Source organism: Neisseria sicca, from assembly GCF_003044565.1.
GTDB lineage: Bacteria > Pseudomonadota > Gammaproteobacteria > Burkholderiales > Neisseriaceae > Neisseria > Neisseria sicca_A.
Map to the genome: position 1 here is coordinate 85,691 of NZ_POXG01000007.1, position 17,911 is coordinate 103,601.

General features: G+C 46.8%; 13 protein-coding genes, 1 tRNA gene and 1 pseudogene. 1 reads left to right on the plus strand and 14 read right to left on the minus strand.

Features of this window, described 5'->3' with window-relative positions; genetic code table 11:
• Positions 1 to 91 precede the first annotated feature (91 nt).
• A pseudogene (locus tag DBZ16_RS16055) lies at positions 92 to 199 on the plus strand (IS5/IS1182 family transposase); the annotation flags it as partial.
• A gap of 567 nt (positions 200 to 766) precedes the next feature.
• On the opposite strand, the gene rpsJ reads toward DBZ16_RS16055, so the two are convergent.
• The 14 genes from rpsJ to DBZ16_RS12360 form a co-directional block, all read right to left on the minus strand.
• Complete coding sequence (rpsJ, locus tag DBZ16_RS12285; RefSeq protein ID WP_002642322.1) at positions 767 to 1,078, minus strand: 30S ribosomal protein S10; 312 nt, start codon at positions 1,076 to 1,078, stop codon at positions 767 to 769.
• Between the two features lie 17 nt (positions 1,079 to 1,095).
• The gene (tuf, locus tag DBZ16_RS12290; RefSeq protein WP_003742643.1) at positions 1,096 to 2,280 is read right to left on the minus strand and encodes an elongation factor Tu; all 1,185 of its coding nucleotides are present in this window, start codon (positions 2,278 to 2,280) and stop codon (positions 1,096 to 1,098) included.
• Positions 2,281 to 2,368: 88 nt separating this feature from the next.
• Positions 2,369 to 4,474, minus strand: coding sequence for an elongation factor G (gene fusA, locus DBZ16_RS12295; RefSeq protein ID WP_004565796.1), 2,106 nt, complete (start codon positions 4,472 to 4,474; stop codon positions 2,369 to 2,371).
• 18 nt (positions 4,475 to 4,492) lie between these two features.
• Entirely contained in the window at positions 4,493 to 4,963 is a 471-nt protein-coding gene (gene rpsG / locus DBZ16_RS12300; protein WP_003745196.1) for a 30S ribosomal protein S7, read from the minus strand.
• Between the two features lie 117 nt (positions 4,964 to 5,080).
• Positions 5,081 to 5,452, minus strand: a complete 372-nt coding sequence (rpsL, locus tag DBZ16_RS12305; RefSeq protein ID WP_002218431.1) for a 30S ribosomal protein S12 — start codon at positions 5,450 to 5,452, stop codon at positions 5,081 to 5,083.
• Between the two features lie 351 nt (positions 5,453 to 5,803).
• Positions 5,804 to 9,979, minus strand: coding sequence for a DNA-directed RNA polymerase subunit beta' (rpoC, locus tag DBZ16_RS12310; protein ID WP_107814200.1), 4,176 nt, complete (start codon positions 9,977 to 9,979; stop codon positions 5,804 to 5,806).
• A 165-nt stretch (positions 9,980 to 10,144) separates the two neighbouring features.
• Positions 10,145 to 14,323 carry a DNA-directed RNA polymerase subunit beta gene (gene rpoB / locus DBZ16_RS12320; protein WP_107814201.1) on the minus strand — a complete coding sequence of 1,393 codons (4,179 nt, stop codon included), beginning with the start codon at positions 14,321 to 14,323 and terminating at the stop codon, positions 10,145 to 10,147.
• A 189-nt stretch (positions 14,324 to 14,512) separates the two neighbouring features.
• Positions 14,513 to 14,884: a 50S ribosomal protein L7/L12 gene (rplL, locus tag DBZ16_RS12325; protein ID WP_003677916.1), complete on the minus strand. Its 372-nt coding sequence runs from the start codon at positions 14,882 to 14,884 to the stop codon at positions 14,513 to 14,515.
• 58 nt (positions 14,885 to 14,942) lie between these two features.
• Entirely contained in the window at positions 14,943 to 15,443 is a 501-nt protein-coding gene (rplJ, locus tag DBZ16_RS12330; protein ID WP_003760504.1) for a 50S ribosomal protein L10, read from the minus strand.
• Positions 15,444 to 15,669: 226 nt separating this feature from the next.
• Positions 15,670 to 16,365 carry a 50S ribosomal protein L1 gene (rplA, locus tag DBZ16_RS12340; protein WP_003742647.1) on the minus strand — a complete coding sequence of 232 codons (696 nt, stop codon included), beginning with the start codon at positions 16,363 to 16,365 and terminating at the stop codon, positions 15,670 to 15,672.
• On the minus strand, positions 16,365 to 16,799 hold the full coding sequence (gene rplK, locus DBZ16_RS12345) for a 50S ribosomal protein L11 (protein WP_002220151.1): 435 nt from the start codon (positions 16,797 to 16,799) through the stop codon (positions 16,365 to 16,367). Before rplK ends, rplA begins: the two co-directional genes overlap by 1 nt.
• Before the next feature lie 105 nt (positions 16,800 to 16,904).
• Complete coding sequence (nusG, locus tag DBZ16_RS12350; protein WP_003760509.1) at positions 16,905 to 17,438, minus strand: transcription termination/antitermination protein NusG; 534 nt, start codon at positions 17,436 to 17,438, stop codon at positions 16,905 to 16,907.
• A 2-nt stretch (positions 17,439 to 17,440) separates the two neighbouring features.
• On the minus strand, positions 17,441 to 17,713 hold the full coding sequence (secE, locus tag DBZ16_RS12355; RefSeq protein ID WP_070538904.1) for a preprotein translocase subunit SecE: 273 nt from the start codon (positions 17,711 to 17,713) through the stop codon (positions 17,441 to 17,443).
• A 119-nt stretch (positions 17,714 to 17,832) separates the two neighbouring features.
• Positions 17,833 to 17,908, minus strand: a tRNA-Trp gene (locus tag DBZ16_RS12360).
• Positions 17,909 to 17,911: the final 3 nt, after the last annotated feature.

A 17,911-nucleotide genomic window follows, 5' to 3' on the forward strand; every position in this document is an offset into this window, starting at 1 on the left:
CCATCATTTGCTCAAAAGGTCGTCTGAAAACGAAAATCGGATTTCAGACGACCTTTTGTATCAATAGACTTGCTGCAAAGCCATTTCATTTTATAGTGGATTAACTTTAAATCAGGACAAGGCGACGAAGCCGCAGACAGTACAGATAGTACGGCAAGGCGAGGCAACGCCGTACTGGTTTAAAGTTAATCCACTATATTTCCGCTATTTCCGTATTTTCCCTATTCCTCTCCCCCGCAAAAGAGGATGAAAAATACCAAAATCGCAACCGTTTATCAGCTTATCAAATTTACCACCAGCTTATTGCATCCTTTGGACAAGAGTTGACCGAATCGCAATAACCCATCAAAATTTGCCGTACTTCAATATAGGTTTCGCAAAAGCTCAAATGAATTTCTCCAACCATCTGTTTTCAGACGACCTCAACATGGTTTCTTTGACCTGCTGCACCCGACCTTTGTCCTGAATAAAGGGAGAAAACGTCGCGTAGGCCTTACCCACGGAAAGTGTTCAAAGAATTATTTATCTAACACCGGCTCCCCATACAAATATAAACCGATTTCCAATGATGCACATATCGATCTTTAACAGTAAGCAAGACCTAATAAAATTCAAAAACTCAATTCCATCCATGAAGTCTCGATTGTGCAAAATACCAATCAACAGAATGCCCTATTTCTATTTGAATCCACCATAAATGCTTCAATGGGTTAAAAAATAAAAAGCCGAACGGATAAACCATTCGGCTTTCTATCAAAAGCAACGATTATTGAACTTTAATTTCTACATCAACACCGGCCGGCAAGTCCAGTTTCATCAGTGCGTCGGTAGTTTTGTCAGTCCAGTCCACGATGTCCATCAGGCGCAAGTGGGTGCGGATTTCCAATTGTTCACGAGAAGTTTTGTTCACGTGTGGAGAACGCAGAATGTTGAAACGCTCGATTTTAGTCGGCAACGGAATCGGACCTTTTACAACGGCACCGGTACGTTTTGCAGTTTCAACGATTTCTTGAGCAGAACGGTCGATCAGGCTGTAATCATAAGCTTTCAGGCGGATACGGATTTTTTGGTTTGCCATTTATCGATATCCTTCAATTAAGCGATGATAGAAGAAACCACACCTGCACCTACGGTACGACCACCTTCGCGAATCGCAAAGCGCAGACCTTCTTCCATAGCGATAGGTGCAATCAGTTCTACAGTGATGGCTACGTTCTCACCAGGCATAACCATTTCTACACCTTCTTCCAAAGTAACCGCGCCGGTTACGTCGGTAGTACGGAAGTAGAATTGTGGACGGTAGTTAGCGAAGAACGGAGTATGACGGCCACCCTCTTCTTTGCTCAATACGTACACTTCCGCTTTGAATTTGGTGTGCGGAGTGATGGTACCCGGTTTAGCCAATACTTGACCGCGTTCCACTTCTTCGCGTTTGGTACCGCGCAGCAATACGCCTACGTTGTCACCGGCTTGACCTTCGTCCAGCAGTTTGCGGAACATCTCAACACCGGTACAAGTGGTTTTTTGGGTTTCTTTCAGACCTACGATTTCGATCTCGTCACCAACGTGGATGACACCGCGCTCTACACGGCCGGTTACTACTGTACCGCGACCGGAGATGGAGAATACGTCTTCGATAGGCAACAGGAAAGGTTTGTCCACGGCACGCTCTGGAGTCGGGATGTAGCTGTCCAATGCGGCAGCCAGTTCGAAGATTTTTTCTTCGTAAGCGGCGTCGCCTTCCAAGGCTTTCAGTGCAGAACCTTGTACGATCGGGCAGTCGTCGCCTGGGAAGTCGTAGCTTGACAGCAAGTCACGGATTTCCATTTCAACCAGTTCCAACAGCTCGGCATCGTCAACCATGTCGCATTTGTTCATGAACACGATGATGTAAGGTACGCCTACTTGGCGGGCCAACAGGATGTGTTCGCGGGTTTGCGGCATAGGACCGTCGGCAGCGGAACATACCAAGATTGCGCCGTCCATTTGTGCGGCACCGGTAATCATGTTTTTAACGTAGTCGGCGTGACCCGGGCAGTCTACGTGTGCGTAGTGGCGGGTTTCGGTTTCGTATTCTACGTGTGAGGTATTAATGGTAATACCGCGGGCTTTTTCTTCGGGAGCGTTGTCGATTTGGTCGTAAGCTTTTGCAGCACCGCCGAATTTTTTAGCTAAAATAGTAGTCAAAGCAGCAGTCAGAGTGGTTTTACCATGGTCAACGTGACCGATGGTGCCAACGTTTACGTGCGGTTTGCTACGTTCAAATTTTTCCTTAGCCATGAGCTAATTCCTTTACATTAAAGATCGATTAAAGAACAGAGGTCGTCTGAAAAATCATTTCAGCCTTTCAGACGACCTATTTGCCTGATTAGCCTTTACGGGCTTCAGTTACAGCAGCAGCTACGTGGGCAGGAGCTTCAGAATATTTCTTGAACTCCATAGAGTAAGTTGCGCGGCCTTGGGTTGCAGAACGCAGGTCGGTAGAATAACCAAACATTTCTGCCAGAGGTACTTCGGCACGGACTTTTTTACCGCCAATACCGTCATCATCCATACCCAATACAACGCCACGACGACGGTTCAAGTCGCCCATTACGTCACCCATGTATTCTTCAGGAGTTTCCACTTCAACTGCCATGATCGGCTCAAGCAGAGCAGGATTGGCTTTACGCATACCTTCTTTGAAGGCTTGAGAAGCAGCCAATTCGAAGGCCAGCTGAGAGGAGTCAACGTCGTGTGAAGAACCGAAGATCAAACGTACGCGTACATCAACTACAGGGTAGCCTGCAACGATACCGTTAGGCAGGGTATCGCGGATACCTTTATCCACAGACGGAATGAATTCGCGAGGAATCACACCACCTTTAATTTCGTCGATAAATTCGTAACCTGCACCACCCGGTTCCATAGGTTCCATTTTAATCACAACGTGACCGTATTGACCTTTACCACCGGATTGTTTAGCGTGTTTATATTCGGCTTCGACTTCTTTGCGGATGGTTTCGCGGTAAGCCACTTGAGGCGCACCGATATTTGCTTCCACGCCAAATTCGCGTTTCATACGGTCAACAATAATTTCCAAGTGCAGCTCACCCATACCCGAAATAATGGTTTGACCGGATTCCTCGTCTGTACGAACGCGGAAAGAAGGGTCTTCTTTAGCCAGACGGTTCAGGGCAATACCCATTTTCTCTTGGTCGGCTTTGGTTTTCGGCTCAACGGCAATATGGATTACCGGCTCAGGGAATTCCATGCGTTCCAAGATAATTGGCGCGCTTTCTGCACACAAGGTTTCACCGGTAGTAACGTCTTTCAGACCGATAGCAGCTGCGATGTCGCCAGCGCGTACTTCTTCAATTTCAGTACGGTCTGCAGCAGTCATTTGTACCAAACGGCCGATACGTTCACGAGTGCCTTTCACAGAGTTCAATACGGTATCACCGGACTTCACGACACCGGAGTAAACGCGAATGAAAGTCAGTTGACCAACGTATTTGTCGTTCAACATTTTGAACGCCAATGCAGAGAATTTCTCTTCATCGCTGGCTTGACGGCTGTCGGCCTCTTCAGTGTTAGGGTTAACACCTTGAACAGGAGGAATATCGGTAGGAGCAGGCAGCAATTCTACAACTGCGTCCAACATACGTTGAACACCTTTGTTTTTAAATGCAGAACCACACAACATAGGTTGGATTTCGCCTGCCAGAGTACGTTGACGCAAACCGCCTACGATTTCTTCCTCAGTCAGCTCGTCGCCGCCCAAGTATTTGTCCATCAATTCTTCGCTGGCTTCTGCCGCAGCTTCAATCATGTTTTGACGCCATTCTTCAGCAGTTTCAACCAACTCGGCAGGAATATCGCCATAGGTAAAGGTCGTACCTTTGTCAGCTTCGTTCCAGATGATAGATTTCATTTTCAGCAGGTCAACAACGCCGCTGAAGCTATCTTCTGCACCAACCGGGATTACGATAGGTACAGGGTTTGCGCGCAAACGGGTTTTCATTTGCTCGACAACGCGGAAGAAGTTGGCACCCTGACGGTCCATTTTGTTTACAAACGCCAAGCGCGGTACTTGGTATTTGTTAGCTTGACGCCATACGGTTTCAGATTGTGGCTGAACACCGCCCACTGCGCAGTAAACCATTACCGCACCGTCCAATACACGCATAGAGCGCTCCACCTCTACGGTAAAGTCAACGTGTCCCGGTGTGTCGATGATGTTGAAGCGGTGTTCGGGGAATTGTTTCGCCATACCGGACCAGTAGGAAGTTACGGCAGCAGAAGTAATGGTAATACCACGCTCTTGCTCTTGTTCCATGTAGTCGGTAGTAGCCGCACCGTCATGTACCTCGCCCAATTTGTGGGTCAAACCAGTATAGAACAAAATACGTTCTGTAGTAGTGGTTTTACCCGCGTCGATATGAGCGGAAATACCGATGTTGCGGTACAGGCTGATCGGGGTCTTACGAGCCATTTTATTAGCCTTTCAAAATTAGAAACGGAAGTGAGAGAATGCTTTGTTGGCTTCAGCCATGCGGTGTACTTCTTCACGTTTTTTCAACGCACCGCCGCGACCTTCGGACGCATCAATCAACTCGCCTGCCAAACGCAGGTCCATGGATTTCTCACCACGTTTGCGGGCCGCATCGCGAACCCAGCGCATTGCAAGAGCCAGACGGCGTGAAGGACGAACCTCAACAGGAACTTGGTAGTTTGCACCACCTACACGGCGGCTTTTCACTTCCACGATAGGTTTGGCGTTTGCAATGGCTTCGTTGAATACTTCGATTGCTGCTTTGCCGGTTTTTTTCTCGATTTGCTCCAACGCACCGTAAACGATACGTTCGGCAACAGATTTTTTACCGTCAATCATCAATACGTTCATGAATTTAGTCAGCTCGACGCTGCCGAATTTAGGATCAGGCAATACATCGCGCTTGGGGACTTCTCTACGTCTTGGCATTTTAATTTCCTTTAATCTATTCAGTTGGGTCAATTCCCATGAATACCCAAAAGAGCATTCACTTACTCGGCCGTTGTTCAGCTTAGGCGGCCGACGTGCCTATTTAAGTCCCTGCAATTATTTAGGACGCTTAGCACCGTATTTAGAACGGGCTTGTTTACGGTCTTTGACACCTGCAGTATCCAAGGAACCGCGTACAGTGTGGTAACGTACACCCGGCAAGTCTTTTACACGACCACCGCGAATCAGTACGACGCTGTGCTCTTGCAGGTTGTGGCCTTCACCGCCGATGTATGAAATGACTTCAAAACCGTTGGTCAGGCGAACTTTACATACTTTACGCAATGCAGAGTTAGGTTTTTTAGGGGTAGTTGTGTATACACGGGTGCATACGCCGCGTTTTTGCGGGCAAGCTTCCAGTGCAGGCACTTTGTTCACGTACACAGGCTTTTGACGGCCTTTGCGTACCAATTGGTTGATAGTTGGCATATTTTCTCGTCCTGTTGAGTTAAATACTTGCCGACACCATGTCGGCAAGATTGGAATTATATTTTTATTGCAAGAGTTTAGTCAAGCAAACAGCAGATAAAAGTTGGTATTTTGTATTTACTAAGAACTATTTAGCAACTGAGGTCGTCTGAAATGGATAAAGAGTTTTCAAACTCTGCGCTCCCTATTTCAGACGACCTTTATCAAAAATAAGTCGGTTCGCAACTCTTAAGGACTGCCCTTCCTCCCGTACTTTTCACGACAACCTTGACAAGCCACACCGGTCGTCTGAAAAAGAAAACCGCAAGCTGTGTTGGCTTGCGGTTTTCTTTCAAACAAATATCCCATGGATTATTCATCTGTCGCTTCGATTTCGGAAGTTTCTTGCTCCGCTTCTTGCCATTGCTGGCGGCGGCTGCGGTGGTAAGTCAAACCGGTACCGGCAGGAATCAGACGACCTACGATTACGTTCTCTTTCAGACCGCGCAACTCGTCTTGCTTGCCCATGATGGCGGCTTCGGTCAGAACGCGGGTCGTTTCTTGGAACGATGCGGCAGAAATGAAGCTGTCAGTAGACAGAGAGGCTTTGGTAATGCCCAACAATACGTTTTCGTAACGTGCCGGCTCTTTACCTTCCTCCAACGCTTTTTCATTGGCTGTCATCACATCGCCGCGTTCGACTTGCTCACCGGTAATGAATTCGGTTTCACCTGAATCGACAATATTCACACGGCGCAGCATTTGACGGATGATGACTTCGATATGTTTATCAGAAATCTTCACACCTTGCAGACGGTAAACCTCCTGCACCTCTTGGACAATGTAGCGTGCCAATGCTTCGATGCCTTGCAAACGCAGGATATCATGCGGATCGACAGCTCCGTCAACGATGGTTTCGCCGCGGTTTACCACTTGACCGTCGTGTACCAAAATTTGTTTCTCTTTGGAAATCAAAGTCTCGTATGCCACACCATCCACGTCAGTGATAATCAGACGTTGCTTGCCTTTGGTCTCCTTACCAAAAGAAACGGTACCAGTAATTTCTGCCAGCATACCTGCATCTTTCGGCACGCGTGCTTCAAACAGCTCGGCAACGCGCGGCAGACCACCGGTAATGTCGCGGGTTTTGGAAGAGGCTTGCGGGATACGCGCCAATACGTCACCTTTACCGATTTCCTGACCTTCGCGTACGGTAATCACTGCGCCCACTGGGAACGCCATAGATACCGGAGTGGAAGTACCCGGGATGCAGATTTCCAAACCGTTTTCATCCAAGAGTTTCACAGTCGGACGCAGCAGTTTGGATGCGCTTCCGGAGCGGCGTTTGCCGTCAATAACTACCAAAGTGGACAAACCAGTTACATCGTCAGTTTGTTTGGCAACGGTTACACCCTCTTCCACATTCTCGAATTTCACCCAACCTGCATGTTCGGTAATCATCGGACGGGTATGCGGATCCCAGGTTGCCAATGTTTGACCGGCTTTAATGGCTTCACCGTCTTGAACCATCAAAATCGCACCGTAAGGCACTTTGTGGCGTTCGCGCTCACGACCGATGTCATCATGAATAACGACTTCGCAAGAGCGGCCGATGACAACCAATTCGCCTTTGTTATTGGCAACATAACGCATTTGGCTGCTGAATCGTGCCGTACCGTTGGATTTGGCTTCAACTTGACTGGCTGCTGCCGCACGGGATGCCGCACCACCGATGTGGAACGTACGCATGGTCAACTGGGTACCCGGTTCACCGATAGACTGAGCCGCAATGACGCCGACTGCTTCACCGGCATTAACCAGTTTACCGCGTGCCAAGTCGCGACCGTAACAGTGCGCGCACAAGCCATGGCGGGTTTTACAAGTAATCGGGGTACGGACCTTGACTTCATCGACACCGGATTGGTCAATCATATCCACCAGTTTTTCAGTCAACAACGTACCGGCTTCAACCAAGGTTTCGCCACTTGACGGATCGACAACGTCAGACGCGGTAACACGACCCAAAATACGATCGCGCAATGCTTCAATCACATCACCGCCTTGCACAACTGCCTTCATGACAAAGCCGTCTGTAGTGCCACAATCGTCTTCAACAACGACCAAGTCTTGAGTTACGTCTACCAGACGACGGGTCAGGTAACCGGAGTTCGCAGTTTTCAATGCGGTATCCGCCAAACCCTTACGCGCACCGTGGGTCGCAATAAAGTATTGCAATACGGTCAGACCTTCGCGGAAGTTTGAGGTAATCGGCGTTTCAATAATCGAGCCGTCAGGTTTAGCCATCAGACCACGCATACCGGACAACTGTTTAATCTGAGCCGCAGAACCACGGGCACCAGAGTCTGCCATCATATAGATGGAGTTGAATGACTCTTGATCGACTTCGTTGCCGTCACGGTCGATAACTTTCTGTTTAGACAAGTTATCCATCATCGCTTTAGCAATTTTATCGCCGGCACGACCCCAAATATCCACCACTTTGTTGTAGCGTTCGCCGTTGGTGACCAAACCTTGACGGTATTGGTCTTCGATTTCTTTAACCTCGGCATTAGCTTCAGCCAACAAGGCCGCTTTTTCTTTCGGAATTTCCATGTCGTCAACAGCAATGGAAATACCGCCTTTGGCTGCGAATCCGAAACCGGTGTACATCAAGTGGTCGGCGAAGATAACCGTATCGCGCAAACCGCATAGGCGGAACGATGCGTTAATCAGCTTAGAAATTTCTTTTTTCTTCAGCGCTTTGTTGATGTATTCGAACGGCAGGCCTTTAGGCAGGATTTCGCTCAACAATGCACGACCGACAGTCGTTTCGTAGCGGGTAACGACAGGCTCAAATTCACCAGCTTCGTTTTTCACCCATTCGCGCAGACGTACGGTGATTTTCGTACCCAGCTCAACCTGTTTGGTATGGTATGCACGATGCACTTCTTTCACATCAGCAAACAGACTGCCCTCACCTTTGGCATTGATGCGGTCGCGGGTCATGTAGTACAGACCCAATACAATGTCTTGGGAAGGTACGATAATCGGTTCGCCGTTGGCAGGAGACAATACGTTGTTTGAAGCCAGCATCAGGGTGCGCGCTTCCATTTGCGCTTCCAAGCTCAATGGAACGTGTACCGCCATTTGGTCACCGTCAAAGTCGGCGTTAAACGCGGCACATACCAACGGATGCAGCTGAATGGCTTTACCTTCAATCAGGATGGGTTCAAACGCTTGAATACCCAAACGGTGCAGGGTCGGCGCACGATTCAGCATAATAGGATGTTCGCGAATGACTTCTTCCAAGATGTCCCATACTTCAGGTACTTCTTGCTCTACCAATTTTTTCGCTGCTTTAACGGTAGAAGCTAAACCTTGTTTTTCCAGTTTATGGAAAATGAACGGCTTGAACAGTTCCAAAGCCATTTTTTTCGGCAAACCACATTGGTGCAGACGCAGGTATGGACCTACGGTAATCACGGAACGACCGGAGTAGTCCACACGTTTACCCAGCAGGTTTTGACGGAAACGACCGCCCTTACCTTTAATCATGTCGGCCAATGATTTCAGCGGACGTTTGTTGGCACCGGTCATGGCTTTACCGCGACGGCCGTTATCCAACAGCGAGTCAACCGCTTCTTGCAACATACGTTTTTCGTTGCGAACAATGATGTCAGGAGCGTGCAGTTCCAGCAGGCGTTTCAGACGGTTGTTACGGTTGATGACGCGACGGTACAAATCGTTCAAATCGGAAGTGGCAAAACGACCACCGTCCAACGGAACCAGAGGACGCAAATCAGGCGGCAATACCGGCAACACGTCCATAATCATCCACTCCAGTTTCATACCGGAACGATGGAAGGCTTCCAATACTTTCAAACGTTTTGCGATTTTTTTGATTTTGGTATCTGAACCGGTCGACTCAAGCTCTTGGCGCAGAATTTCGATTTCGCCTGCTACATCCAAGGTGCGCAACAATTCGCGGATACCTTCCGCACCCATTTTGGCATCGAAATCGTCGCCGTATTCGTCCAGTTTGTTGTAGTAGTCATCTTCAGTCAGCAATTGACGGCGTTGCAGCGGAGTCATGCCGGGGTCGGTCACAACAAATGCTTCAAAGTACAATACGCGCTCGATGTCGCGCAAAGTCATGTCCAACACCATACCCAAACGAGAAGGCAGGGATTTCAAGAACCAAATGTGTGCCACAGGTGCGGCCAATTCGATATGACCCATGCGTTCGCGGCGTACTTTGGACAAAGTCACTTCAACGCCACATTTTTCACAGGTTACGCCTTTAAATTTCAAGCGTTTATATTTTCCGCACAAGCATTCGTAGTCTTTGACCGGACCAAAGATTTTGGCGCAGAACAGACCGTCACGCTCAGGTTTGAACGTACGATAGTTGATGGTTTCGGGCTTTTTAACTTCGCCGTAAGACCATGAGCGGATGGTTTCGGGAGAAGCAATGCCGATTTTGATGGCATCAAACTCTTCTTCCATGCCGGCAGTTTGCAACGGATTAAATAAGTTCAACAAATTCATTTTTGCTCCTTGAAGGAAGTATTTTTACTGCGTAGCGGATTTTCGATATTGGAAACGGTACGTTGCGGTTTCAGACGAACTGATATTTTCAGATTTCGATTAATTCATTCTTATTCTGCAACCGCTTTTTCAGACGACCTAGAGAGGTCGTCTGAAAACTTCTGTTTAGTAACGTTCCAAATCGATATCCAAGCCCAGTGAGCGAATCTCTTTAACCAATACGTTGAAGGACTCAGGCATACCGGCATCGATTTTGTGTTCGCCTTTGACGATGTTCTCGTACATTTTGGTACGACCTGTTACGTCGTCGGACTTCACGGTCAACATCTCTTGCAGTGTGTAGGCTGCGCCGTATGCTTCCAGCGCCCAAACCTCCATCTCACCGAAACGTTGGCCACCGAACTGAGCTTTACCGCCCAGAGGCTGTTGAGTAACCAGACTGTACGGACCGGTAGAGCGCGCGTGCATTTTTTCGTCAACCAAGTGGTGCAGTTTCAGATAGTGCATCACACCTACTGTTACCTTGCGGTCAAACGGTTCGCCTGAGCGTCCGTCATACAGCGTGATTTGGGTTTTGCTGTCGTTAAAGCCCAGTTTTTCGACTTCAGGATCATCACTCGGATAAGCCAAGTTCAGCATTTCGCGGATTTCGGATTCTTTCGCACCATCAAATACCGGCGATGCGAAAGATGCGCCTTTACGCAGGTTGGAAGCCAGTTCGATGATTTCTTCATCAGTCAGGGCATCCAAATCTTCTTTCTTACCGCTGCCGTTGTAGAGTTTGTTCAAGAACTCGCGCAGCTCGCTGGCTTTGCGTTGTTCTTTCAGCATACGGTCGATACGCTCGCCGATACCTTTTGCTGCCCAACCTAAGTGAACTTCCAAAATCTGACCGATGTTCATACGGGAAGGTACGCCCAACGGGTTCAGTACGATGTCCACAGGACGACCGTCCGCCATGTAAGGCATGTCTTCTACAGGCAGAATGCGCGATACCACACCTTTGTTACCGTGGCGGCCCGCCATTTTGTCACCGGCTTGCAAACGGCGTTTGATGGCGATAAAGACTTTCACCATTTTTTGTACGCCAGGCTGCAATTCGTCGCCTTGGGTCAGTTTTTTCTTCTTGATTTCGTACAACTCGTCCGCTTCTTCGCGTTTTTGTTGCAGACTCAATTTAATCAGTTCTAATTGTTTGGCCAAATCTTCATCAGCCAAACGGATATCGAACCAATCGTGTTTGCTAGGCAGCCCCGCCAGATATTCCGTCGAGATTTCGCTGCCTTTAGCCAGCTTCATAGGACCTCCGTTGGCTTTTTGGCCGACGATCATACGCTCAATACGGTCAAATGCGTCGTTATCAAAAATACGCAACTGGTCGCCCAAGTCTTGACGGTAACGTTTCAGCTCGGAATCGATAATAGATTGAGCACGTTTGTCACGTTGGATACCTTCGCGGGTAAAGACTTGAACGTCGATAACCGTACCGCTCATGCCGGTAGGCATACGCAAAGAGGTGTCTTTTACGTCGGATGCTTTTTCACCGAAGATGGCGCGCAACAGTTTTTCTTCCGGAGTCAGTTGGGTTTCGCCTTTAGGCGTTACTTTACCTACCAACACATCGCCTGCTTCCACTTCTGCACCGATATAAACGATACCTGATTCGTCCAAACGGTTTTGCATACGCTCGGACAAGTTCGGAATATCGCGGGTAATATCTTCCGCACCCAGCTTGGTATCGCGGGCAACAACATTCAATTCCTCAATGTGAATCGAAGTATAGCGGTCGTCCGCAGCCACTTTTTCGGAAATCAGAATCGAGTCTTCATAGTTATAACCGTTCCACGGCATGAAGGCGATGGTCATGTTTTGACCCAAAGCCAATTCGCCCAAATCGGTGGATGCACCGTCAGCAATCAAATCGCCGCGTTGCAAAACGTCGCCTGCTTTGACGGCTGGACGCTGATTGATATTGGTAGACTGGTTGGAACGGGTGAATTTAACCAAGTTGTAAATATCGACACCCACTTCACCGGCAGTCGCTTCATCGTCATGAACACGAATCACAACACGGTTGGCATCGACATACTCAACCACACCGCCGCGGCGGGCAACGATTGCAGTAGCAGAGTCAACGGCAACGGAACGCTCAATACCGGTACCAACCATCGGTTTTTCAGGACGCAGGCACGGTACGGCCTGACGTTGCATGTTGGCACCCATCAATGCACGGTTCGCATCATCGTGCTCCAAGAACGGAATCAGAGATGCCGCTACAGATACCACTTGACCAGTTGCCACGTCCATATATTGGACACGGTCAGGCGTTGCCATAATGGTTTCACCTTTTTCACGACAAGTTACCAAGTCACCAATCAAATTACCGTCTTTGTCCAAATCAGCATTCGCCTGTGCAATCACATAGCGGCCTTCTTCGATAGCAGACAAGTAATCGATTTCCTCGGTTACTTTGCCGTCGATAACGCGGCGGTAAGGAGTTTCCAAGAAACCATAATCATTGGTACGCGCATAAACGGACAATGAGTTAATCAAGCCGATGTTCGGACCTTCAGGCGTTTCAATCGGACATACGCGGCCATAGTGGGTCGGATGCACGTCTCGCACCTCGAAACCGGCACGTTCACGGGTCAAACCACCCGGGCCCAACGCAGATACGCGACGTTTATGGGTTACTTCAGACAAGGGGTTGGTCTGATCCATAAACTGACTCAATTGGCTTGAGCCGAAGAATTCTTTGATGGCAGCAGAAACAGGTTTCGCATTAATTAAATCATGCGGCATTAAGTTTTCTGATTCTGCCTGATTCAAGCGTTCTTTTACGGCACGTTCCACACGAGCCAAACCACTGCGGAATTGGTTTTCAGTCAACTCACCTACCGAACGCACACGACGGTTGCCCAAGTGGTCAATATCGTCTACTTCGCCATGACCGTTACGTAATTCAACCAAAGTAGCAATAGAAGCAACAATATCTTCGACGCTCAGAACATAACCGCCTTTTTCGGCAGCACCTGCGAAGGTTTCGTTCAACAAACGGTCATACCAAGAATGTTGTTGTGCTTCAGACAATTTTTGCTCATAAGTACGCGTATTGAATTTCATACGGCCTACGCGAGACAAATCGTAGCTGTCCTCACTGAAGAACAAGCGGTTAAACAATTGCTCGACTGCCTCTTCGGTAGGCGGCTCGCCCGGGCGCATCATGCGGTAAATCGCAACACGTGCTGCTTGCTGATCAGCAGTCTCATCAGTACGCAGAGTATTGGAAATATAGCCACCCTGATCCAATTCATTAATGTAAAGCGTAGTAAGCTGTTTTACACCATGGATATCAAATTTTGCCAACAACTCTTCAGTGATTTCATCGTTGGCCACAGCCAATACTTCACCCGTTTCAGGATCAATCAAATCCGCGGCCAAAGCTTTGCCAATCAAACTTTCCGGCTCCACATCCAAACGAGTCAATCCCGCATTGCTGATATCACGGATATTTTTTGCGGTAATGCGTTTACCTTTAGCAACCAATACGTTGCCTTCTTTATCTAAGATATCAACTTTGGCAGTTTCACCTTTCAGACGACCTACAACCAAATCGGTTTGAACACCATTTTCAGACAGATAGAACGTTTCTTTATCGTAAAAAATATCCAAGATCTGTTCATTGTTGTAGCCCAAAGCCTTCAACAAAATCGTAACCGGCATTTTACGGCGACGGTCGATACGGAAATACAGCAAATCTTTCGGGTCAAATTCGAAATCCAACCACGAACCACGGTAAGGAATGATTCGAGCAGAGAACAACAATTTACCGGAGGAATGGGTCTTGCCGCGGTCATGCTCAAAGAACACACCAGGAGAACGGTGCAACTGAGAAACAATTACACGTTCGGTACCGTTAATGACAAACGAACCACTTGGAGTCATCAATGGGATTTCGCCCATGTACACTTCATTTTCACGAACTTCTTTGACTGTCGGTTTAGACGCTTCCTTGTCTAAAATAACCAATCGGATACGCGCACGCAAGGGAGCGGCATAAGTGATTCCGCGCAATTGACATTCAGGAATATCAAACAAAGGCTCACCCAACGTGTAATGCACAAACTCCAAACGCGCATAACCGTTGTGGCTTACGATAGGGAAAATAGAATTAAATGCAGCCTGCAGACCATCGTCAGTACGCTGATCAAAAGCATTTTCTAATTGCAGAAATTTCGCATAAGAATCAATTTGTGTTGCCAACAAAAAGGGAACGTCCAATACGTTCTCTCGTTTTGCAAAACTCTTACGGATACGTTTTTTCTCGGTAAACGAATAGTTCATATACACTCCGAAAAGCAATTTTTAAAGAAAGAGGTCGTCTGAAATAACGCCTATTGTTTGTGATATTTACATTTATTTAAACTTAACTTACGAATAAATTGCAAATAAATGTAAATATCAAATTAACCTAATAACAACAAGCAAAATAAGGCTGGCAGAAAACTGCCAGCCTTCACAGGAAGCATCAAATTATTTGATTTCGACTTTAGCGCCGGCTTCTTCCAATTGTTTTTGGATGTCTTCAGCTTCAGCTTTAGAAACACCTTCTTTAAGAGTTTTAGGTGCGCCATCAACGATGTCTTTAGCTTCTTTCAGACCCAGACCAGTAATTGCGCGAACTACTTTAATCACGCCAACTTTTTGGTCACCGGCAGAAGCCAGTACTACGTCAAATTCAGTTTTTTCTTCAGCAGCAGCTGCACCAGCACCTGCAGGACCTGCAACTGCAACTGCAGCAGCAGAAACACCGAATTTTTCTTCAAAAGCTTTAACCAAGTCGTTCAATTCCATTACGGTCAAAGAACCAACTGCTTCCAAAATGTCTTCTTTAGTAATAGCCATGCTATTTATACTCCAAATATTGTATTAAAAAATAATTGATTAACAGAAACAAAATTGATTAAGCGGCTTCTTCGCCTGCTTTTTTCTCTGCCAAAGCAGCCAAACCGCGCGCAAAGCCTGATACAGGAGCTTGCATAACGAACAACAGTTTGGACAACAGCTCTTCGCGGCTCGGAATAGAAGCCAACTCAGCAACCTGAGCAGCATTCATTACTTCACCATTGTAAGAACCGGCTTTAACTACAATTTTGTCATCTTTTTTCGCGAATTGGTGCAGCACTTTAGCAGCAGCAACAGCATCTTCAGAAGCAGCATAAACCAATGGACCAACCATTTGATCAGCCAAAGCTGCGAATGAAGTACCCTCTACTGCACGACGAGCCAATGTATTTTTCAGAACGCGCAAGTAAACGCCTTCTTTACGCGCATTAGCGCGAAGCTCAGTCATGCTGGAAACACTGATACCGCGATATTCAGCAACCACGAGAGTCTGAGCGTTAGCAATTGCTGCGCTGATTTCCTCTACGGCTACTTTCTTGGTTTCAATATTGAGACTCAAGGTCTACCTCCCACTGTTTATAAACAGGATATCTGAATGATATCCCACCAGCGCGGTAACCTAAAAAGACATCTTACAAGCAATCTTGCAATGTGTTTCAGGACTACCGTCTGCGTAGGGTAGTTACGATTAAATCTTGCGATCCCTACGGTCTTGGACATCTACTTAATTCTAAGTAGCCCAAATTCAAGCAACTCAAAATAGAGTTGCTTGAAAATTTCTTAGATTAGTTATTCACACTTGATGTATCAACGCGAACACCTAAACCCATAGTGCTGGACACAGCAACTTTTTTCAGGTACTGACCTTTAGCAGCAGCGGGTTTAGCTTTAACGATAGCGTCCAGCAATGCATCAAAGTTCTCTTTCAAATCAGCCTCAGCGAATGAAGCACGACCGATAGTTGCATGAACGATACCAGCTTTGTCTGTACGGTATTGCACTTGACCTGCTTTTGCATTTTTAACTGCCTCAGCCACATTAGGAGTAACAGTGCCCACTTTAGGATTTGGCATCAAACCACGCGGACCCAAGATAGTACCCAATTGACCAACGATGCGCATTGCATCAGGAGAAGCAATAACGACATCAAAGTTCAGATTACCTGCTTTGATTTCAGCAGCCAAATCCTCAAAGCCGACAACATCAGCACCAGCTTCTTTAGCTGCATCAGCATTTGCACCTTGAGTAAATACTGCTACGCGGGTTGTTTTACCAGTACCTTTAGGCAGAACGACTGAACCACGGATAACTTGGTCAGATTTACGCGGATCAACACCTAAGTTGAAAGATACGTCAACAGACTCGTCAAATTTAGCAGTCGCTGCTTTTTTGACCAAAGCAATTGCTTCATCAATTGCATATAATTTATTGGCTTCAACAGAAGAGCGCAAAGCTTTCAAGCGTTTAGATACTTTAGCCATTATACAACACCCTCCACATCCAAGCCCATTGAGCGAGCAGAACCAGCAATAGTGCGAACAGCAGCATCCAAATCAGCTGCAGTCAAATCAGGTTCTTTAGTTTTAGCAATTTCTTCCAACTGAGCACGGGTCAATTTACCCACTTTATTTGTCAGAGGATTAGAACTACCTTTTTGCAGACCAGCAGCTTTTTTCAACAGAATAGAAGCCGGAGGAGTTTTCATCACAAAAGTGAATGATTTATCCGCAAATGCAGTAATGACAACTGGAATCGGCAAACCAGGCTCCATGCCTTGAGTTGCAGCATTAAATGCTTTACAGAATTCCATAATATTCAGACCACGTTGACCCAAAGCAGGACCAACTGGGGGAGATGGATTGGCTTTACCTGCAGGAATTTGCAGTTTGATGTAGCCGATAATTTTCTTTGCCACTTATAGGACTCCTAAAAACGGGTATAGCGCGGAACCATTTCCGCTTCCCAAAAAGAATTTAGCATTATATTTGCTTAGAGATTTTTTTTCAAGAGATTTAAAAACTTAAATCTTTTCCACTTGACCAAACTCTAGCTCAACTGGGGTTTCACGACCAAAAATCTGAACAGAAACCCTCAATTTATTACGCTCATAATTCACTTCATCTACAATACCATTGAAGTCAGCAAAAGGTCCTTCGTTTACACGAACTTGTTGTCCAACTTCAAATTCAACCTTAGGTTTAGGCTTCTCAACTCCAGAACGAACCTGTTGCAAGATTGCATCAGCTTCTCTTTGAGAAATCGGAGTAGGCTTATTTGCCGTACCACCAATAAAGCCTGAAACACGGGGGGTGCTTTTCACCAAATGCCATGAGTCATCAGTCATTTCCATTTCGACCAAGACATAGCCTGGATAAAACTTACGCTCACTAATGGTTTTTCGACCATTTTTGATATCGACCACTTCTTCAACAGGAACAAGGATCTGACCGAAATAACCTTCCATACCTTCGCGAGCAATGCGCTCTTTTAATGTCTTTTGGACATTTTTCTCAAAGCCGGAATAAGCCTGCACAACATACCAACGTTTTGACATTTTTACCCCCTCTTCAACAACACATCAAAAAACAGCCATGAAATAGCACTGTCCGCTGCATAAATAAATACTGCCAAGATTGAAACAAATATAACAACGAAGATCGTCATCTTAACTGCATCATCTCGCGCAGGCCAAACAACTTTTTTAAACTCAGACCATGAGTTTTTAAAATAGGAAAGCAGCCCTTCTCGCTTAGGTGGCGTAGAATGATTGCCGGATGTTACAAGCTGACCCGACTTTTCTGCTTTATGTTCAGATGTATGTTCAGTCATCTTTACTCACTCACCACAGCATCAAAGTCGCACTATCTCACTCATGCAATGGTTTAAATTAATTACTAAAAAAGAAATGCAAAAAAATTAACCGGCACAGGGCCGGTTAATTTTTTATTTGGCAGGCCAAGAGGGTCTCGAACCCCCAACCCTCGGTTTTGGAGACCGATACTCTACCAATTGAGCTATTGGCCTCTA